This window comes from Leptothoe spongobia TAU-MAC 1115 (assembly GCF_018739885.1).
GTDB lineage: Bacteria > Cyanobacteriota > Cyanobacteriia > Phormidesmidales > Phormidesmidaceae > Leptothoe > Leptothoe spongobia.
Map to the genome: position 1 here is coordinate 40,342 of NZ_JADOES010000016.1, position 18,392 is coordinate 58,733.

At 46.1% G+C, this 18,392-nt stretch carries 9 protein-coding genes and 1 pseudogene; 2 read left to right on the plus strand and 8 right to left on the minus strand.

What is annotated here, in order from left to right:
* Positions 1–113 precede the first annotated feature (113 nt).
* Complete coding sequence (locus tag IXB50_RS10155; RefSeq protein WP_215608851.1) at positions 114–1,415, minus strand: M23 family metallopeptidase; 1,302 nt, start codon at positions 1,413–1,415, stop codon at positions 114–116.
* Between the two features lie 997 nt (positions 1,416–2,412).
* Between IXB50_RS10155 and IXB50_RS22765 the strand changes: the two are divergent.
* Both IXB50_RS22765 and IXB50_RS10160 read left to right on the plus strand, forming a co-directional pair.
* Positions 2,413–2,970 (plus strand): annotated as a pseudogene (locus IXB50_RS22765) (CBS domain-containing protein); the annotation flags it as partial.
* Positions 2,971–2,994: 24 nt separating this feature from the next.
* The gene (locus IXB50_RS10160) at positions 2,995–6,009 is read left to right on the plus strand and encodes a PAS domain S-box protein (protein WP_246564359.1); all 3,015 of its coding nucleotides are present in this window, start codon (positions 2,995–2,997) and stop codon (positions 6,007–6,009) included.
* 19 nt (positions 6,010–6,028) lie between these two features.
* Here the strand turns inward: IXB50_RS10160 and IXB50_RS10165 are convergent, their stop codons facing one another.
* The 7 genes from IXB50_RS10165 to IXB50_RS10195 form a co-directional block, all read right to left on the minus strand.
* The gene (locus tag IXB50_RS10165; protein WP_215608853.1) at positions 6,029–12,355 is read right to left on the minus strand and encodes a non-ribosomal peptide synthetase; all 6,327 of its coding nucleotides are present in this window, start codon (positions 12,353–12,355) and stop codon (positions 6,029–6,031) included.
* A 57-nt stretch (positions 12,356–12,412) separates the two neighbouring features.
* Positions 12,413–15,775 (minus strand): type 2 lanthipeptide synthetase LanM family protein, encoded by a 3,363-nt coding sequence (locus IXB50_RS10170; RefSeq protein ID WP_215608854.1) that lies wholly within the window; start codon positions 15,773–15,775, stop codon positions 12,413–12,415.
* A 102-nt stretch (positions 15,776–15,877) separates the two neighbouring features.
* Complete coding sequence (locus IXB50_RS10175; RefSeq protein ID WP_215608855.1) at positions 15,878–16,144, minus strand: hypothetical protein; 267 nt, start codon at positions 16,142–16,144, stop codon at positions 15,878–15,880.
* An 86-nt stretch (positions 16,145–16,230) separates the two neighbouring features.
* Positions 16,231–16,506: a Nif11-like leader peptide family natural product precursor gene (locus IXB50_RS10180; RefSeq protein ID WP_215608856.1), complete on the minus strand. Its 276-nt coding sequence runs from the start codon at positions 16,504–16,506 to the stop codon at positions 16,231–16,233.
* A gap of 381 nt (positions 16,507–16,887) precedes the next feature.
* The gene (locus tag IXB50_RS10185; RefSeq protein WP_215608857.1) at positions 16,888–17,139 is read right to left on the minus strand and encodes a Nif11-like leader peptide family natural product precursor; all 252 of its coding nucleotides are present in this window, start codon (positions 17,137–17,139) and stop codon (positions 16,888–16,890) included.
* A 79-nt stretch (positions 17,140–17,218) separates the two neighbouring features.
* Positions 17,219–17,488, minus strand: coding sequence for a hypothetical protein (locus IXB50_RS10190; protein WP_215608858.1), 270 nt, complete (start codon positions 17,486–17,488; stop codon positions 17,219–17,221).
* 104 nt (positions 17,489–17,592) lie between these two features.
* A complete protein-coding gene (locus IXB50_RS10195; RefSeq protein WP_215608859.1) occupies positions 17,593–18,366 on the minus strand; it encodes a peptidylprolyl isomerase in 774 nt (257 codons plus the stop codon).
* Between the last annotated feature and the right edge of the window lie 26 nt (positions 18,367–18,392).

The following is an 18,392-nucleotide window of genomic DNA, read 5'->3' on the forward strand; positions in this document are numbered from 1 at the left end:
TTTGAGGTTATGTGTCAGAAAATGTCTGTTTAACCCATTATGCATAAGTCCACTGTCAACTCTGAAAACAGAGAGAGCTGACAATGGACTCGCTGAGTAAGCGTAGCTATCGCTTACATGAAACAACGTTCAACGGTTTTAACCTGATCGCCATCTTCTGGATGGTGGGTAACTACTTCAGCTTCATAGCAACGTTGATTGCCAGGAGAGGCTGGTTCAATACCGGTGAAGCCAATGTTGAGCTGATACCAGCTGCTGTCGCTACTACTGGATGGATGGGGAGTGGCTGTGATCAGCTTATGGTCAAAGTCAGCGTAGCGATGACCATTGGTGAAGGTGGTACCTGCGTTTTGTTCTAAAAAGAAATCAGGACCGGTGGGGTTTGTACCGATGAAGTAAGGATTCTCATCTTTCTCCGTATTCCATCTTGAAGAGCTAGTGGGGAAGGAGGTATGTTGCATACTCCAATCATCCACAACAAATTCATTGTTGTTGACTTCGTAGGCGGCAACATAGGTTCCCTGGGTGCTGGATTGGTCTGTGTAGGTGCGCTCGGTTGAGCCAACAGTACCGTCATAGGCTTTGAGGGTGACTGACTTGAGGTTAAAGTTATAGCCAGCATCTGCGGTTAAATTTACCCAAACATCGCTATCGTCAAGGTTAGGGGTTTCAGCAATTTCGACCGCTAGCGGATCGGCTCCCGTTAGTTTTGCATAGGGTAGATAAAACATGGGATTACGAGCATCCTTCGCATAGGAAAACCGACCAGATGTATTGCGTCCAGCGGCTGATGCCCGTACATAGGGATCACGAATCTCAAAGTGCAGATGGTCAAAGTCTCCTGCCTGGCTAGTGCCGGTCCAGGCAATGTGCTGACCTTTGGTTACCTGGGTGGGCTGACCATTTTGATCCGTTGCCGCTATTTGCACGTTACTAACGTGATTATAAATAGAAATACGACAGGGATTTGTATTTGAGCAGTGAGTAGCCCCATTGGCAGGATGGAGTAGGGTGATTTTGCGATCGCGACTACTCTTCTGGGTAATGGATTTGACATAACCATCGGCGACGGCAAAAACGGGATTATCACCATTGTTGTCTGGGGTCGCTAAATCAATGCCACGGTGAAAGGAAACTGCTCGACTGGTGGTATTAAAGTTGCGATATCCAAAGCCATGGTGGATGGGAAAATCTGTTTTACCGTCGGTGTCGATACGTTGACTATAGTCACAGGTGGTGCCTGTGGAACCATCATCCCAGGCATTGCCCAGTTCTTCTTTAATTCGTCCGCATAGGGGCCAGGTCATGGCATCCCATGTATTTGTTGTTTGGGCAGAGGCCGGTTTAGGGTTTGGTAGATTGAAGGTGATGATAATTGCGATCGCAATTAAAATTTTCAATAGTTTACTACGCATTAGAATCTCCTAAAGATATACTTTCGGTTAATGAGTGTTGAAAAAAATTGTGTAATAACACACCCCTAAGATAGGAATTGAAACGGACATTGTCGTTACAGAAAAAGTCTGGTGTTTTGAAACAAGCTGTCAGGAGAAATTAGTTGGATAATGCTCCTCAATGAACTCAATCAGCTGTCAGGGATCTGTGTAAAAAAAGTACCTGTTGTGAGATAACGTCAGTAGCTGCTGTCCCCTTTGCAAAGTAGTAGGATTGATTCTTTAACCAAAAGAATTTCTATTAGTGAGCAGCTGTCAAAGTAGCTTGAGGTTATTCAGGCCCTCAAGGCCTGAAGATTAGGGGCTTCGGAAATTAATCCTCCCAAGCTCTTGTGGAAGAATAAGAACTCAAAGTCCCTCAGAATTGGGGGGATTTAGGCAGAGTTGTTTAAAAAATCATCTAATTCTATACATAGGTCTAATGTCAAAAATCCAAAGTTATAGTGTCAACAGCTGGACTCTAGTTTCCTACCCAATCAGGCTTTCTTGACTTGCGTGAATATACGTAGCTATTAATCTTCAATCCATAATAATATCAAGTCGTCGAGAAGGCCCACAATATGCATTTCTGCACAGTCTTGAAATTACAAGGCTTACAGCTTATTTTATCTGGTCGTATATTATGGTTATTCAATCTGACTTGATATAAGATAAGATAAGATTATCTATCTATTAAAAAAAAGAACTTTATTCTCAACGAATAATGATTGATCCTAATCTTCTAATTATTCAATCAAATATAAAGGTTTTAGCAGCCCTTAAGCAAATGGGGCATAATGCTGACATAAATTTGGAGCTAGCCCAGACTAATTCTTCCTCTTCGGCAAGAATTCCCAAACGTTCCAGCTATGCCCTAGTTTTAGAGTCGGAAGAACTGGTAGGTATCTTAACCGAACGAGATATTGTTCGCTTGACAGCTCAGAAAATTGACCTTGCCAGTACCGCAGTGTCCGATGTCATGACTCGGCAATTAATTACCATCCAAGAAACAGAGTTAGACAATCCCTTCGCTGCTCTAACTATTTTTCGTCAACATCGTATTCGCCATTTACCAGTCTTAAATGCTCAAAAACAGGTCGTTGGAGTTGTTACCCAAAAAAGTATACGCAGTTCCTTAAAATCTAGAGATTTGCTGAGACTTCGCCAGGTCAGGGAAGTGATGTCTGACAATGTGGTTACTGCCATACCCAAGGCTACAGTATTAGACTTGGCCCAATTAATGGCAACTCACCGAGTAAGTTGTGTTGTGATTGTAGAAGATCTAGCTTCGAACGGGACATCTATGCTCTCTCCCATTGGGATTATCACAGAACGAGATATTCTTCGATTTCAAACCTTGGATCTGGATTTGAACATGCTTGAAGCTCAGACAGTTATGAGTGCTCCACTCGTATGTATGAAACCTCAAGATGATCTCTGGAAGCTCAATCAAACAATGGAACGGTTGCATGTCCGGCGGTTAGTCGTTACGGATGACCGCAACGTTCTAGTTGGGATTATCACCCAAACCAGCATTTTGACGGCAATAGATCCCATCGAAATGCAGAATACAATAATGATTCTGCAACAAGAGGTGGAGCAGTTGAGAAATGAACAGACTCAATTATTACAGGAGCAAAACCTTCAATTAGAAAACCAGGTCACTGAAACCGAGGAACGATTTCGAGCCATTTTCAACCAGACATTTCAATTTATTGGCCTACTAAACCCAGACGGTATTTTGCTTGAAACCAATCAAACTGCTCTGGAGTTTGGTGGCTTAAAACGGGAAGATGTTATCAATCGTCCTTTCTGGGAAACCCATTGGTGGCAAATTTCATTAGAAACCCAGCAACAACTTCAAGCTGCAATTACACAAGCTGCCCAAGGAGAATTTATCCGTTACGAGGTTGATATTCAGGGCATCCATGGAAAAATCATCACCATTGATTTTTCCCTTAGACCGGTTGTAGATGAGGCTGGCAGCGTCAAATGGTTGATCCCAGAAGGGAGGAATATCAATGATCTCAAGCGCACTCAAGAGGAACTAAAACAGAGTCAAAAACACTATGCTAACTTGGCAGAAGCAGCTCCTGTGGGTATCTTTCAAACCGATGCAGATGGAAATTGTTGTTATGTTAATGAACAATGGTGTCAAATTGCAGGTCTTTCAGCGGAAGAAGCCATGGGAATGGGATGGGTTACTGGGTTACATCCTGATGATCGACAACGCGTAGCAGCTGAATGGTACCGTGCGGCTCAAACAAATGACCTGTTTCGCTCAGAATATCGATTTCAATCTCTATCATCAGGACAGGTGACTTGGGTTTTAGGACAATCAGTCTCAGAAACAGACCTCAATGGGCAAGTTAATGGCTATATTGGCACTATCGTTAATATAACTGAACGGAAGCAAGCTGAACTTGAACTCGCTCAAAACAAAGCTAATCTTGAAATAAGCGTTGATCAGCGAACTGCAGAGTTAGAAGTTAGCAGACAACGACACGCCGACATGTATCAAAAAACGCCTGTTATGTTTCATTCCATTGATTGGCAAGGGCGAATCCGCCATGTTAGTGATTACTGGTTGGAGAAGTTAGGATACACCCAAGATGAAGTAATTGGACATAAATCAACAGAATTTCTCACTCCAGAATCTTGTCACTATGCAGAAACAGTAGTGCTTCCAGAATACTTTAAGACAGGCGTTTGTTCTGATATTCCTTATCAGATAGTTACCAAAGGTGGCCAGGTAATCGATGTCTTGTTGTCCGCTAACAGCCATCAAGATACCTCGGGACAGAGAATGTCTCTGGCAGTTATGGTCGATGTAACTGCCAGTAACCAAAAGTTGTACCGGGAGAAAGAGCTGGCTCAGGTAACCCTGCAATCAATTGCCGATGCCGTGATTACCACAGACGCTCAGGGATACATTGAATTTATCAATCCTGTTGCAGAAGAATTAACCGGTTGGAAAGCGGCTGAAGCACAAGGAGTTCCCTTAACTCAGGCGTTTCGTATTATCAATGAAATTACACGTACTTCGGCAGAAAATCCAGTTGAGAAAGTTTTACGTGATGGCCAAATTGCTGGATTAGCAAACCATACCGCTTTGATTTCCAAAAGCGGTATTGAGTATAGCATTGAGGATTCTGCAGCACCGATTCGTAATCGCGCGGGCGACATTATTGGAGCGGTTATGGTGTTCCACGATGTGACCCACGCTCGCCAACTTCAGAGAGATTTATCATGGCAAGCTAGCCACGATAGCTTAACAGAGTTAGTAAATCGGCAAAGATTTGAGCAAGAGCTTGATGTAGCTCTCCAGAGCTTAATACACGATGATCAGACTCATGTTTTATGTTTCTTAGATCTAGACCAATTTAAGATTGTTAATGACACTTGCGGTCATACGGCAGGTGATGAACTTTTGCGTCAGGTTTCTCAACTCTTGAAAAAGCAGATTCGTGCAATAGATCTTTTAGCTCGACTCGGGGGGGATGAATTTGGAATTTTACTTAAACAATGCTCCTTAGAAGCTGCACAAGCGATCACCCAAAAGGTCCTATCAGCAGTACAAGACTTTCGATTTGTGTGGCAAGATAAAGTGTTCAGTATCGGCGTTAGTATTGGGCTTGTATCTTTGGATATGGAAAGCATCTTGACTGAAGTTTTAAGTGCTGCCGATTCAGCTTGTTATGCGGCAAAGAATAAAGGTCGAAACCGTATCCAAATCTATGAATCCCATGACTTGGAGCTGATCAATCAACGAGGAGAACGACATTGGAGTCTTCAAATAAAACATGCCTTAGAAGAAAATCGATTTTGTTTATATCGCCAAGTGATTGCCTCTACCACCCATCCCCCTGAAACGGCTTATGAAGTACTTTTGAGAATGGTTGATAGCCAAGGAAATCTGATTACTCCAGAAATGTTTATCCCCGCTGCAGAGCGTTACAATTTGATGCCAGCGATTGATCGTTGGGTTATTAAAACTTTTTTAGATTATGTTGAACAAACTTTGACTGGATATGAGGATGAGACAATATCTGATATTCATGCCAATAAGCTTCACTTTATCAATCTTTCAGGCAATAGTATTGGGGATCCTCTATTCTTGGAATTCATTAAAGAAGAATTCAAACAGCATGATTTTTCTCTTCAAAACATTGGGTTCGAAATCACGGAAACTACAGCAATTTCAAACTTACAACAAGCCACTCACTTTATCCACGAGTTGAAACAACTCGGTTGCCAATTCTCTTTGGATGATTTTGGTAGTGGAATGTCTTCGTTTGGTTACCTCAAAAATCTGCCGGTTGATTACCTTAAAATTGATGGTCATTTTATAAAGGACATTATTGCAGATTCTGCCACTTATGCGATCGTAGAATCGATCAATCATGTTGGTCATGTTATGGGGCTTAAGACAATTGCAGAATATGTTGAAAATTATCCCCTTCGAGAATGCTTAGACAATATGGGGGTCGATTATGTGCAAGGTTTTGGTATTTCTCGACCGGCACCTATTATCTCTGTATCTAAATCGAGCCTTTATGAGTCTGAGTGTCCATAAGGATATCCTACAAACAATGTCACGCGGGTACTCTATTTATTTGCTGGTCCTTTATCTGAGTATAGGTATTTTGCGGAGATGGAAAAAAACCACAATCAACAAAGTATTTGAGATGACGATCGAGGAGTGCGTTGTCTACTGGCGGACACACCAGGTTGCTACCTGCCAAAGCTTTCTGGGTATACCGATCATCGAATTGTGGTAAACGGTCTTCAAAATACATTTCGACCACGCTTAAGCCACAGTCAAGCTTTTCAACAAACAACGGTACAAACGGTGCGATGGGTACATCAGGACAATCGATGACATAGCGGGTAAGTTTCTCGCACCAATCGTCATATTCGCAACGCTCGATTGGATAGCCAATGACCCTCAGTCGTTCGATAACCTGCGACATACCACCAGCACAGAGATTGGTGAGATGATAGGTTTGGCCAGTGGCCGCCTGGGTTGAGGCAATATGCACAATAAGTTCGCTGGCATAGTCAACCGGGAGCATATCGACACAGAAAAAATTCTTTGGGGCAATCCCGAGGTCGACAATGGCATGAAAAATACAGGGTGTGATCAGATCGTGGGTCTTCCATCGGCCAGTCTGACTATGGCCGGAGATGTCTTTTGGGCGATAAATAGTCACCGGTAACCCCTGCTGCTGGGCTGCGAAGAGAATTTGTTCAGATACCCATTTACTTTCGGTATATCCCATACAGATATCCTCTGGATTGGTAATTGGGTCATTTTCGTAAACTCGTTTGGCCCCATGAAACTGGGATACGGCCCCAACGGAGAGTGTTGATACGTAGTGTACAGGAGTTGTACAACCGTGGCTGGCTAAGCGGATAATCTCCTGGGTACCGTCTACATTAGCTCCCCGCAACGCAGAGTAAGGATACATAAAATTGACTTGAGCACCGTTGTGCAAAATCAAATCAATGGTGTTTGCCAGGGTATTAAAACCTGCCTCAGAAAGGCCAAAGCGCGGTTTTGACAGATCGCCTGGGATAGGGATAATTCGATCTTGCCAATCCGACTCCGGTGAGAACATCGGAAAGCGAGCAAGGGCCTTTTCAATGCGAGCCCGTGCCTGAGCCACATCGTCTCCACGGACTAAGCAATGAATCTGTGCTGTTGTACGGTGTAACAAAACTTGCAGTAGGGCGATACCCAAAAAGCCAGTTGCACCAGTGAGCAATACCTCTGAAAATCCTCCTACCTGTTGCGAGCTGGCAGCTGAAATCTCTATCGAGGGATCCAACTGGGCCTCAGCGAAGAAATCTACTTGTTTATGTTTAGGCAGCTGTCCATGAGGGGCAACAAACTCGGTTAACCAAGCTGCATATCGTTTGACATCGGGATATTCCAAAAGTGCCCGTAGCAATTGGCCATTGGTCTCCAACGATAGACTAAAGTGTTGTTGAATATCGAGACACAGGGCAACGGCTAGTAGTGAATGTCCGCCCAGGGAGAAGAAGTCGTCATTCACACCTACGTGATCGAGACGGAGATGATTGGCCCATAGCTGGCATAAATGTTGCTCATATGCCGTTCTTGGCAGCTCACCATCTGTTGCTGATAATCTCTGTTCAGGGGTTGGTGGTGGCAGGGCTTTGCGATCGATCTTGCCATGTGCCGTTATGGGTAAAGTGGTTAACACAATAAATCCTGCCGGTAGCATGTAGTCGGGCAACCGTGACGATAAAAATGCTCGTAAGTGGTTATGGCTAATGTCTTTCTCATTAGCTACGACATAGGCCCATAAACACGTATTAGTCTTGTTCTCCGGGTGACAGATTACAATCGCATCGCGAACTGCTGGATGGTCAACAAGGACTCGCTCGATTTCACCCAACTCAATACGAAAACCGCGAATCTTGACTTGATGATCTATGCGACCAAGGTATTGAATGTCTCCGTTGGGTAAATAGCGCCCCAGATCACCCGAGCGATAGAGGCGACGTCCACTGTCTGATACCAACGGATGTGCTACAAAGCGCTCCGCCGTGAGTTCCGGCAAATTTACATACCCCAGAGTCAGACCGCCACCACCCACATGAATTTCTCCTGGAATTCCGATTGGGACCGGCTGTTGATATTGATCGAGAAGACGCATTTCGAGATCGGGTATTGGACGGCCAATACAGCTGGTCTCGCCGCTCTCGATATCTGCCAGGCGAATTGGACGATAGGTGACATGCACGGTCGTCTCAGTAATACCGTACATATTGATGAGGGCGGGAGTTTGATCGCCATGGCGTTCAACCCATGGCTGTAAGGCTGATGGCTCCAGCGCTTCGCCACCAAAGATGATATACCGCAAGCATAGTTCAGCCTCTCCAACCCAGCGGGCATCAGCCAGCATCAACTGCTGAAAAGCTGATGGGGTCTGACACAACACAGTGACCTTGTGTTTGCATAACAGTTGATGAAACGTATCGGGTGCCCGACTGGTTGCATGGGAGACAACGACCAATTGTCCTCCGTGCAAGAGTGCTCCGTACATTTCCCAAACCGCAAAATCAAAGGCAATCGAGTGAAAGAGACACCACACATCGCGCTCGTTGAACTGAAACCACTGTTCTGTAGCGGCCAAGAGACGCATGACGTTGCCATGGCTTGCCAAAACCCCTTTGGGTTTCCCGGTGGACCCTGATGTGTAGATGATATAGGCACCACTATGGACATCAGTTAAGTGTACAGGGGTAGCCTTGGCATATTGCGCCAGCATAGTACTGGCCTGGTCAAGACATAGGGGATTAATGTGCTGAGGCAAACGCGATAGGTGACATGAATGGGTGAGTACTAACGCGACGTTGGCATCCTTGAGAATAAATGACAAACGAGTCTCTGGATAGATGGGGTCTACGGGGACATAGATGCCACCAGCTTTGAGAATACCGAGAATAGCCACCATCAGGTCAACACAGCGTTCCATGCACAGCCCTACAGGAATCGCAGGGCCCACTCCGTGGCTCTGGAGGTAGCAGGCCAGCTGAGAAGAAAGGGCATCTAGCTCACGATAGGTCAGTGATTGTTGTCTATCGTCTCCATCGATAACTGCGATCGCATCAGGTGTCCGCTGAGCCTGGGCAGAAAACTGCTGATGCAGTGTTTCACTGACCGGGAAGTTGGCGCGTTTATCTCCCCACTTGGTCAACAGCGCTAGCTCAGTCACCGGGATATAGTCAATGGCCATCAGCGGCAGTAGCGGATCTGCCACAACATGCTCAACCAGGGTGCAATAATGCTGTGCAAGTCGCTCAATGGTTGCAGTCTCAAAGAGATCCGTATTGTACTCAAAGCGAAGCCGCACGCTGTCCAGCCATTCTTCGACTTCGACGGTTAGATCAAATTTAGAGGTACCACTGTGTAGATCGTACTGGTCGAAGCCCCAATCAGTCCTGTCGTTTGAGCACGCAGGCTCCATCACGAACATAAGCCGTACCAGGGGACTATTTTGGCTACGTTCCCACGGCAGTTGCTGTACTAGCCAGTCGAAGGGCACCTCGTGATTTTGTGCGTTTCGCAAAACATGATTGACGCGATTGAGCAATTCAGCAAAGCTGAGATTCCCAGACAGCTCGACACGCAGTGCTAACGTATTCAGGAATTGGCCAAAGACACCTGCCAACGCAGGATGATTTCGTTCACTGGAAACTGTGCCAATAAGGAGATCCCCTGCGCTAGTGTAGCGATGGATCAGGGTTAGAAAGGCCGACAATAACGTTACGAAGGGTGTTACGCCATGCCGGTGACCAACTGACTGGACAGATTTCCATAGCGGTGCAGGTAGTTGTATGCAATGAGATTTTCCACGAAATTGTGGCTGTGCAGATCGTAGCCGATCCCCTGGCAGCTGGGTTTCCTCCGCTCCTTCGAGAGTCTTTCGCCAATATGCGAGTCGCGCTGACAAATCTGTTTTCTCCAGGACTTGACGTTGCCAATGTGCATAATCCGCGTATTGAATGGGCAGTGCAGGCAGATCAGGTTTTTGCCCCAAAGTGCAACAATCATAGAGTACTGGCAATTCGCGACGCAGAATGCCAAAGATAGACTCCGCATCAATGGCAATATGATGAAACGCCAGGTAGAGACGTGATGTATCAGCATCAATGTGGACCAACAAACCGCGTATCATTAAATCTGTGGTCAGCTTAAACGGTGTCTGCAGCATCTTCTGGGCCGTGTGCCGTGCCACTTGTTCTCGCTCCTGAGCCGATGGCAATGACTGCAGGTCTAGAACTGGAAGGTGGAAACGATACGAGGCTTGGATGGTCTGATACGGTTGTCCATTCTCGTCGATATGAATTGTTGTCCGAAGCACCTCGTGACGTCTGACAACATACTGCAGGGCCTGTTCCATCGCAGTTGTTGAGATCGCACCAGGCAGAGTCACCGTCAGGGGCTCATTGTAGAGGGGCATATGATCTAGTTGTTGCGCGATGAACCACATCCGCTGTTGTGCAAACGAAAGCGGTATGGAATCATGGCGAGGTACAGCTTGCAATGGTATGTTGCCTGACTGTCCAAATTGAGCACTGATCTCGTCCGCTAGGACAGCGACAGTTCTAGCGGAGAAGAGCTGTCCTATATTGATGGCGACTTGGAACTGGGTGTTGATTGCTGCAACCAATTCCGCTGCTAGTAGAGAGTCTCCACCTAGCTCAATAAAGTCATCAACAATACCAACCTGATCAATATCTAGAACTGTAGCCCAAAGGTCAGCTAGCTGCTGTTGCAAGTCTGTGCAGGATGCCTGGAAGGTGGCAAACACTCCGGTTGCACCTCGTCCTAAATTGGGTAGAGCCTTACGGTCAAGCTTGCCATTGGGGGTGAGTGGTAGTTCGTCGAGCGCCACATAAAAGGTGGGAATCATATGGGCCGGTAAACTACGTTGCAGAAACTGTCGCAATTCTGCTCCATTGGGAGGTGGTACTGAGTCAGCTACAAAGTAGGCCGCTAATTGGTTGCGATCGCTGGCGTCAGATCTGATGGCTACCGCAACAGAATGAATACTTTCATGTTGTTCCAATACTGCCTCAATTTCACCTGGCTCAATGCGGTACCCACGAATTTTGATCTGGTTGTCAATCCGACCCAAGAATTCCAAAACCCCATCTGAACGCCATCTTGCCCGATCTCCTGTTCGATACAAGGTAGGTTCAGCCAGATGGGGAGCTGCCACAAATCGCTTGGTAGTTTCCCCAGGGCGATTGAGATAACCGTGAGCCAGTCCATCCCCTGCGATACATAGTTCACCAGATTGCTCGCCAGCAACAGACCGTAATTGTGAGTCCAAAATGTAGACTCGTGTTTTAGAAATGGGACGGCCAATCGGAATCGTTTCTTCTTGTAGATCGGCTGGGGTAACCGTGTGTATGGTAGTAAATGTGGTGTTTTCAGTGGGACCATACCCATTTACTACGCGAGTGTTGGGGCAAGCTGCCAAAAATTTTTGAGCACACGTTGGCGAGAGCGTCTCACCGCCAACAATGAGCAGCTTGAGACCAACCAGGTCAGACAGCACGGTATGCGTCATCGCATGAAACAGAGCAGTGGTCAAAAAAGCACTGGTAATTTCATATTCTCGAATAGTCTCAGCCACCTGAGATACTGTTTTTACCTGAGGGGGGCAAACAACCAAATGTGCGCCATTTAACAAGGGACCCCAGATCTCCAGGGTCGAAGCATCAAACCCGATGGGGGCAAATTGTAGCCAAATTTCTGTATCGTCAAAGGGAGCCCAATTAGTTCCACAAACCAAGCGTATAACCCCCTTATGGGGTATGCAAACAGCTTTTGGGTGCCCTGTAGAACCAGACGTATAGAGAATGTATGCCAGATCGTCAGAATGGGTGTGATTAACTGGCGGTGTAGGGGTATAGTCCCCCTTAGCTAATACATCATCCAGGCAGAGTACGGTTCCCTCAAATTGTGGTATGTGATCCACAAATTTCCTCTCTACGAGAATGAGGGTTGGTTTAACCTCCGCCAACATCAGCGTGATTCGCTCAGTGGGATAACCTGTATCTAATGGCAGATAAGCTCCTCCAGCTTTGAGGATAGCCAAGAGACCTGCCAATAGCTTTGGCGAGCGCTCGGCACAAATGGCAACTGGCGTGTTTCGATCTACACCGAGCTGACGGAGTTTGTAAGCCAGACGGTTTGTTTTGAAATCAAGCTCTCGATAGGTGATAGATTCGTCACCACAGGTTAGTGCTTTGCGCTCTGGATTTCGTGCAGCACACTCTGAGAACAGTTCATGAATACATTTGGAATGTGGATGGAGTTGTTGTTGCTCAGACAGTAATGACTTACCTAGATGAACCGATAGATGAACCGATGACATGGACACCCCCTAAAGCTTGACATCAAATTATCTATATCTATAGCCTCGAACGCTTGTTTACTCCCACAACAACACTGAAGGGATTTGCTCGTGGGCTAATCGCAATAACTGATAGCCGATGCCAGCGGTACCTTGGAAAAAGCCAGGATTAAAAACAGACTTGGGTAAATTGGCAAATAGCTGATATGCACCTGCCTGTTGAGCACGAGCCACAACAGCCGTAGCTGTTTGTAGGGCCGTCTGTCGCCAGGGATGTTCTGTAAGCTCGATGTTGTTATTATTATTATAGTGCTGAGCGCCAGCGAGCAGGACCTCAGCCAGGCCCAGGTTACCGCAGCATAGGTGATCGGTACCTTTTACCCCCTGTTGTTGGGTGGTATGCAACGCAATTTTTAAGTCTTTTTCTAGCTCCACTGAGGAGACAAATTTCATCGCACCGATGCGGCCAAGGCCAATACCGGCAGCACCATGGCACCATTGCACGGGAAAGGTGGGCTGATTGTCCGAGAAAAAATCACGTAGATCTGGCCAGTTGGCCTGGGCCTGGGAAAAGAGACTACGCTCATAGGCCATGCCTTCCAGGGCAGCCTCTCGGTAGCGAAGGTCATTGGTAACCCCATAAAGACGCAATAGGGCATAGGCAATGCCGGTTGCCCCATGGGAGAAGCCTGTTAAGGGTTTTTCAAAGATAGTTTTCCATGCTCTGGGGCCTGCAATTGAGTCGGTCTGGTAGCTGAGCAGGTGATCACCACAGGCAGCAGCCTGCTGCAGAACCGTCGCATCATCAGTGACCTGGTACAGGGGCAACAAACCCAGAATGCAGCCTGCAGCTCCCCCGATAATATCCAAGGTTTGGTCAGCGGCAATGAGTTCTGGGGTGATTGCTGTCGCTAGAGTTTGGGCATTGGCTAGCAATGTCTCATCGTTTAAGAATCGGCTAATTTTGATAACGCTATAAATCAACGAGCCGACACCACCGGCACCGCCCAATCCCATCAGTCGTATATAGCGTTGCAGTGATAGCGTATCCATCACCTGGAGTCGGTCGGTTAAGGGCTGTATTACCCGTAGTGCTAAATCCTGGTAGTGAGAGTCTTGGGTCACCTGATACAGTGCGGCAAAGAACAGGGATACCCCACAGCGACCATCATATAAACTGTCATTGAGCATCTGCTGTTGAAAACGTTCAGCCTGGGCCACAAACCCCATGCCAATCCAGTTGAGACTACCATTGGCATCCTGTAGTGCCCTGGCTTCTAGGTCTATGGCAATGTCTCGGGCGGCTTGTATTAGCTGCTGACGGCTTAATATAGGGCCATTACTGGTGGCCTCAGACTGGGTGTCATGGCCACCCGGTATCGTTGTTGGGTGGGCTACCTTTGCATAGAATGCTCCTTGAATAATGGCGACCTGTTGCGCCAGATTAGCCTCATTCAGGGTCTGAATCTGTGCGACAACGGCTTGATAGCTGGACTGCTTAAAATAATTGGTAATGGTACGACCATCATTGAGGGGGAAGACCGTATCACTGATATTGGCTGTAAAGAAAGGAATATCCAGCTGTTCCATTGCCTGTCGTTCGGACTGTAGCAGGGGCCAGGCATCCGGTTTGTCATTGGCGAGGACAAAGGCTCGGCTGAGGTGGTCTAGCTCGATGCTAAAGTCAACACCATACTTGAGATAGTCTGGGGTGCAGGCTTGACGCAACAAAATAAAGTAAATGCGAGTAGCCCGCAGAATAAATCGGACCCGCTGATGTTGTAGGTTGACTAGGGGACCCTCGGTAGCCAGTAATTGCGATTTTTGCCCCATCAAGAAGTGGTACATTTGCTTAAACCCGTCCACAATTTGATCTTGATAGTTATTGGAAGACAGGGGCATATCTTCGAGATGGGGGACATTTTTATTGATAGGCAAGGTCACTGTTTCGGAGCGCAGATGCATATTGTCGGTATTAATCGCGTACCAGCGCGGCAGTTTGTAGGTAGATTGGCTCTGCTCAGTGTAACCAAGACCACTAATATCATTGGCAATGCGCTGATCGGCACTAAAGTCCCAACGGGGCAGGAGACCAGTGCGCAAGACTGAATCCCGAAAGAGCTGGGCCGACTCGGTATCCAGAATGTCCATCTCAGGAGAGTTTTCGATTAAATTGGCATCATGGTGCAACAGGGTTTCCATGTCGATCAGCACCAGATGTTCGCCACTGGCAATTAAATTTTCATGGTGGCAGTCGGTACCCCGTAGCACATAGATTAAACAGGACAACATGCCTGAGCGTTGGTAAAACTGTTCAACCGCATCGGCATCGGCGCAGGGTAAATGTTCAACAAATTCTACCCAGCCATAGTGCTCACGGTTGAGTACCTGCAGTACCTTGAGATCTAGCAACTGGCTGTGGTGATTACACCAGGTGAGAAACTGATTCCAGGCAACTTCCATGCCCAGGTCTTTGGGTTTATATACGAGCTTGAGGCCTGAGTCGAAGGTGAGCAAGAATACGGTGCGGCCCTGATTGTGGGGATCAGATAGGGAGGTTTGAATGGTGTCGACTTTGCCCAGAAGGGTGGCGGTGGACTGTTCCGATAAGAATCGTTGTTGAATGTCTCCATAATCTTGGGTTAGCCGCTGAATAAATTCTGTTGTAGCGTCTACCCATAGGTCTACGGCAACGGCAACAAGACGTCCGAGGACTGGATAGGTTTGAAAGATATGGAGTAGGCCATCCTGTAATAGCTCCTGAACAAACTGTTGATATTGGCTATTGGATTCGTCTGCTTCAGGATCGTCAATGCCCAGGAGGTTTAGCAGGTTTTGACCAAAGCTACGGTCTTTGGAGAATTCAAAGTTGAGGGTTTGGCTGCTCAAGCCAGAGAGTCGTTGCAGTAACGACCGTTCCAGGGCAGTGTAGGCTTGATCTGAAAGGATAGAAATTGGCAACGTGGCTGGGTTGAGCTGTGAGGCTCCTAGCCGGGTGAGTAATCGCTGTCGAGCGACGTGGATGGCAGGCAGCCAAATGTCTTCGAAGGGAATGGGGTGGTCTGGATCGATGGGCCAGGGAAAGATTGGGTCTGATACTTCAGTGGAGGCGGTTTGGATAATGTGTCGTAGAGTGTCGGTCCAGGGGGGCAAGGGGTGTTCTGGGGAAAGCTGGACGTTGCCTAGATAGGGTCGTACGGTATCCAGGGTAAGCCCATCCCACTGGAGGCGTTTTTCTAAAATGTCTGGTTGATTTTCATGGGCTACGGTTTGACACCAGCGATCGCACCGTTGATCAATCTTTGTTTGGCTGTTTTGATCGGGGGTGGGGATGTAGCGATCGCTATCCAGTCGTTCCCAAAGAAAGCTGGCATCGGCGACAATCTGAGCCAGGTCAGCATCGGTTAAGTGAGCCTTTTCCATGATCAACGTATGAGACATTTTAGCTGTCCTCTAAATTGGTTGGGGTGGGATGGGGAATATGGTTTTACGTCCTTTTAGTTAAGGGGAGTTGGTCGATGTAGAATTTTGTTGCATCAGCGTTTAACAGGATTGAGTATTGCAGACCGCTTGGGTATGTGACTCGTACCCGTCAAATCCTCCAGTGATGTAGAGGAGTTCGGCTTCACCTAGTTTCGTGGGCTTGAATTGGTCTTGTAATATTTTGGTAAGGCTGTTATTGGAGATGTGAGATCTCTGTTCGGCATTTGCTGTTTTGATTAGGGAAATAACATCTGCCAAACTATTGGCTGCCTTAAACTGTTGATGTAGTTGAGGAGTATTAAGTAATGCTTTGATTTGATTTAACATAATTTTCTCCTTCTGAGATTAAGAGCACTTTGCCCCAAGGTTGTGCTATTCCCCTTGGGACTGTGATTTTCTATGGATGATGAAAATTACTTGACTTCACAGACGTCTGTGCAAGTAACAACGGATTCAGGAGGTCCGTCAGCACCTGCTATCGCTAAAAGGTCTGCCTCTGAAAGAGCTCGCACTTTGGAGTACATATTAGAGGTTGAGATGATTTGAGATAGGCTTTTGTTAGAGAATGTATATCCTTTTTCAGTGCCAGCAGCTTTGAGTAGTGCGATCGCATCTACCAAACTATTAGCTGCCTTAAGTTGTTGACGCAGTTGAGCGTTACTAAGTAAAGCTTTGAGTTGATTCAACATAGTTGTTTTTCCTTATGAGAAGTAAGATTCTATTTGGGTTGAGTGGGTTTCGGTTACTTGCGCTAACGGTTAACCCACCCCGTTGCCCCTCCCAGGAGGGGATAGGTTGTCTCGTTTTGCTTACATTATTTAGGAATTTATTGAGACCTTGTTCCTTAGTAATCATGTTATGGAGAGTGAGGCTAATTGTCGTTACAGGAAATGTCTGGAAAGTAGCAAGAAATGTCAGGTGATGTCAGGATACTTAGAAAGTAAAGAAGTCTATGTAGGCATTGCACACCTCACATAGACTTTGTTCAAAATTAACTGAAGCTGATTTTTAAGTAGATCAAAACACTATCATAGTAGCCTTGTAGGTTTGATGATCGCACATCTTTAAAGTCACATACAGTCCGGACCTGTTGGAGCTGGAGGTTGAGGTACTTTGCCTCCAGCCACTACAATCAGTTCTCTTTCATTCAAGGGTTCAAAATTATTTTCCATCAATAGAGAGAGGCTATCACTGGAGAACCTATATCCTTTCTTGATACTAGCTGTTTTAATCAGCGAGATCGCATCTGCCAAACTATTGACTGCCTTGAGCTGTTGACGTAGTTGAGTGTCATTGAATAATGTTTTGAGTTGTTTTAACATGGTTGTGTGTCCTTATAAGAAATTGGTTTTCAACATTAGAATTCGACAAGATAGGCATGACCTATTCTCCGTGAACTTATTAGCAACCACACCAAGTTACAGCGCCGCTACCAGTACATCCAACTATCGTCGGCGAGCCTCCTGATACGTTTAGTAATTCTGTTTCACTCAGTTGTATGGGGTTCAGCAGACCTTGTAACAGTTGGGAGAGATCGGCACTAGAAAATTGATCGCCGTTTTCGAGTCCGGCAGAGCGAATTAGTGCGACTGCCTCTTCCAAGCTGTCCGCCTTCTGGAGTTTCTGCTGCAGAGTCGTATTGCTCAGGGATGATTTGAGTTGGTTTAGCATGATTATGTTTCCTGATACTTAATGGGTTTTCAGCATTAGAGTTTCGATAAGATGAATACAAACACCTACACAAACTCATTACATACAAAGAACTCTATAAGTGCTTAGATTTCAGAAAGTTTTGAGTTCTTATGCTCTTTGCGCCAGCTTTGCCAGAGTGTCTCTAAAATTTCTTCTCGGATAAAGTCCTTAAACTCAATGGGAAACCATTTTTCGATGCGGAAAATTCGATAACCAAATGTGGTTTGAATGGGCGCAATAATCGTTCCCACAGGCTGATTAATAATGGCTTTCTGTACTTCTGACGCTAGCTGAGACAGATAAATTATGCCAAGAAAACCGCCATTAGCATATGTTTGTTTATCTTTAGAATGCTCTAAGGCTAATGTGCAGAAAGATTTTGTGCCTGCTAAGAGCGACTGCTTAATATCTAACGCTGTGTCATAGTCAAAGACTAAGATTTGAGATAAGGCAACTTTTTGGTACTCCTGACGGTGACTTATATAATGGGCATCAACACTAGCACCAAACAAATGCTCTTTTAACTTTTGTTCCAATAGTTTTAGCTTGATTCCCTCTGACCAGTCTGAGAGAGTAATTCGCTGTTCTTTTAGCCATTGAATCGTTGCCGACACTTCCAACAAATTATGTTCCAGACGAAAACGATCGCCGACAACTTGACATTCCTCATCACTAACGTCGATACGATAATGTTGGCACAGTTTAACAACCAAATCTGCTGCTTCTGCTAAAGCGGTTAGCTCACTAAACCTATATGAATACCGTAAATATTCCACCAATTTTTGATCGGTGACAGTAGAGAGTTGGGATAATGTTACCTGGGTATCGGTTTGCTGTTTAATTGTACTGTGAGTCATAACCATAAAATCCAAATTTGGGTCCA

Bases quoted from the DNA above. Each gene is read 5' to 3' on its own strand.
- IXB50_RS10190 (WP_215608858.1), bottom strand. From the start codon at position 17,488: ATGCTAAACCAACTCAAATCATCCCTGAGCAATACGACTCTGCAGCAG.
- IXB50_RS10175 (WP_215608855.1), bottom strand. From the start codon at position 16,144: ATGTTAAATCAAATCAAAGCATTACTTAATACTCCTCAACTACATCAA.
- IXB50_RS10185 (WP_215608857.1), bottom strand. From the start codon at position 17,139: ATGTTAAAACAACTCAAAACATTATTCAATGACACTCAACTACGTCAA.
- IXB50_RS10160 (WP_246564359.1), top strand. From the start codon at position 2,995: ATGCAGAATACAATAATGATTCTGCAACAAGAGGTGGAGCAGTTGAGA.
- IXB50_RS10180 (WP_215608856.1), bottom strand. From the start codon at position 16,506: ATGTTGAATCAACTCAAAGCTTTACTTAGTAACGCTCAACTGCGTCAA.
- IXB50_RS10165 (WP_215608853.1), bottom strand. From the start codon at position 12,355: ATGTCATCGGTTCATCTATCGGTTCATCTAGGTAAGTCATTACTGTCT.
- IXB50_RS10170 (WP_215608854.1), bottom strand. From the start codon at position 15,775: ATGTCTCATACGTTGATCATGGAAAAGGCTCACTTAACCGATGCTGAC.
- IXB50_RS10155 (WP_215608851.1), bottom strand. From the start codon at position 1,415: ATGCGTAGTAAACTATTGAAAATTTTAATTGCGATCGCAATTATCATC.
- IXB50_RS10195 (WP_215608859.1), bottom strand. From the start codon at position 18,366: ATGACTCACAGTACAATTAAACAGCAAACCGATACCCAGGTAACATTA.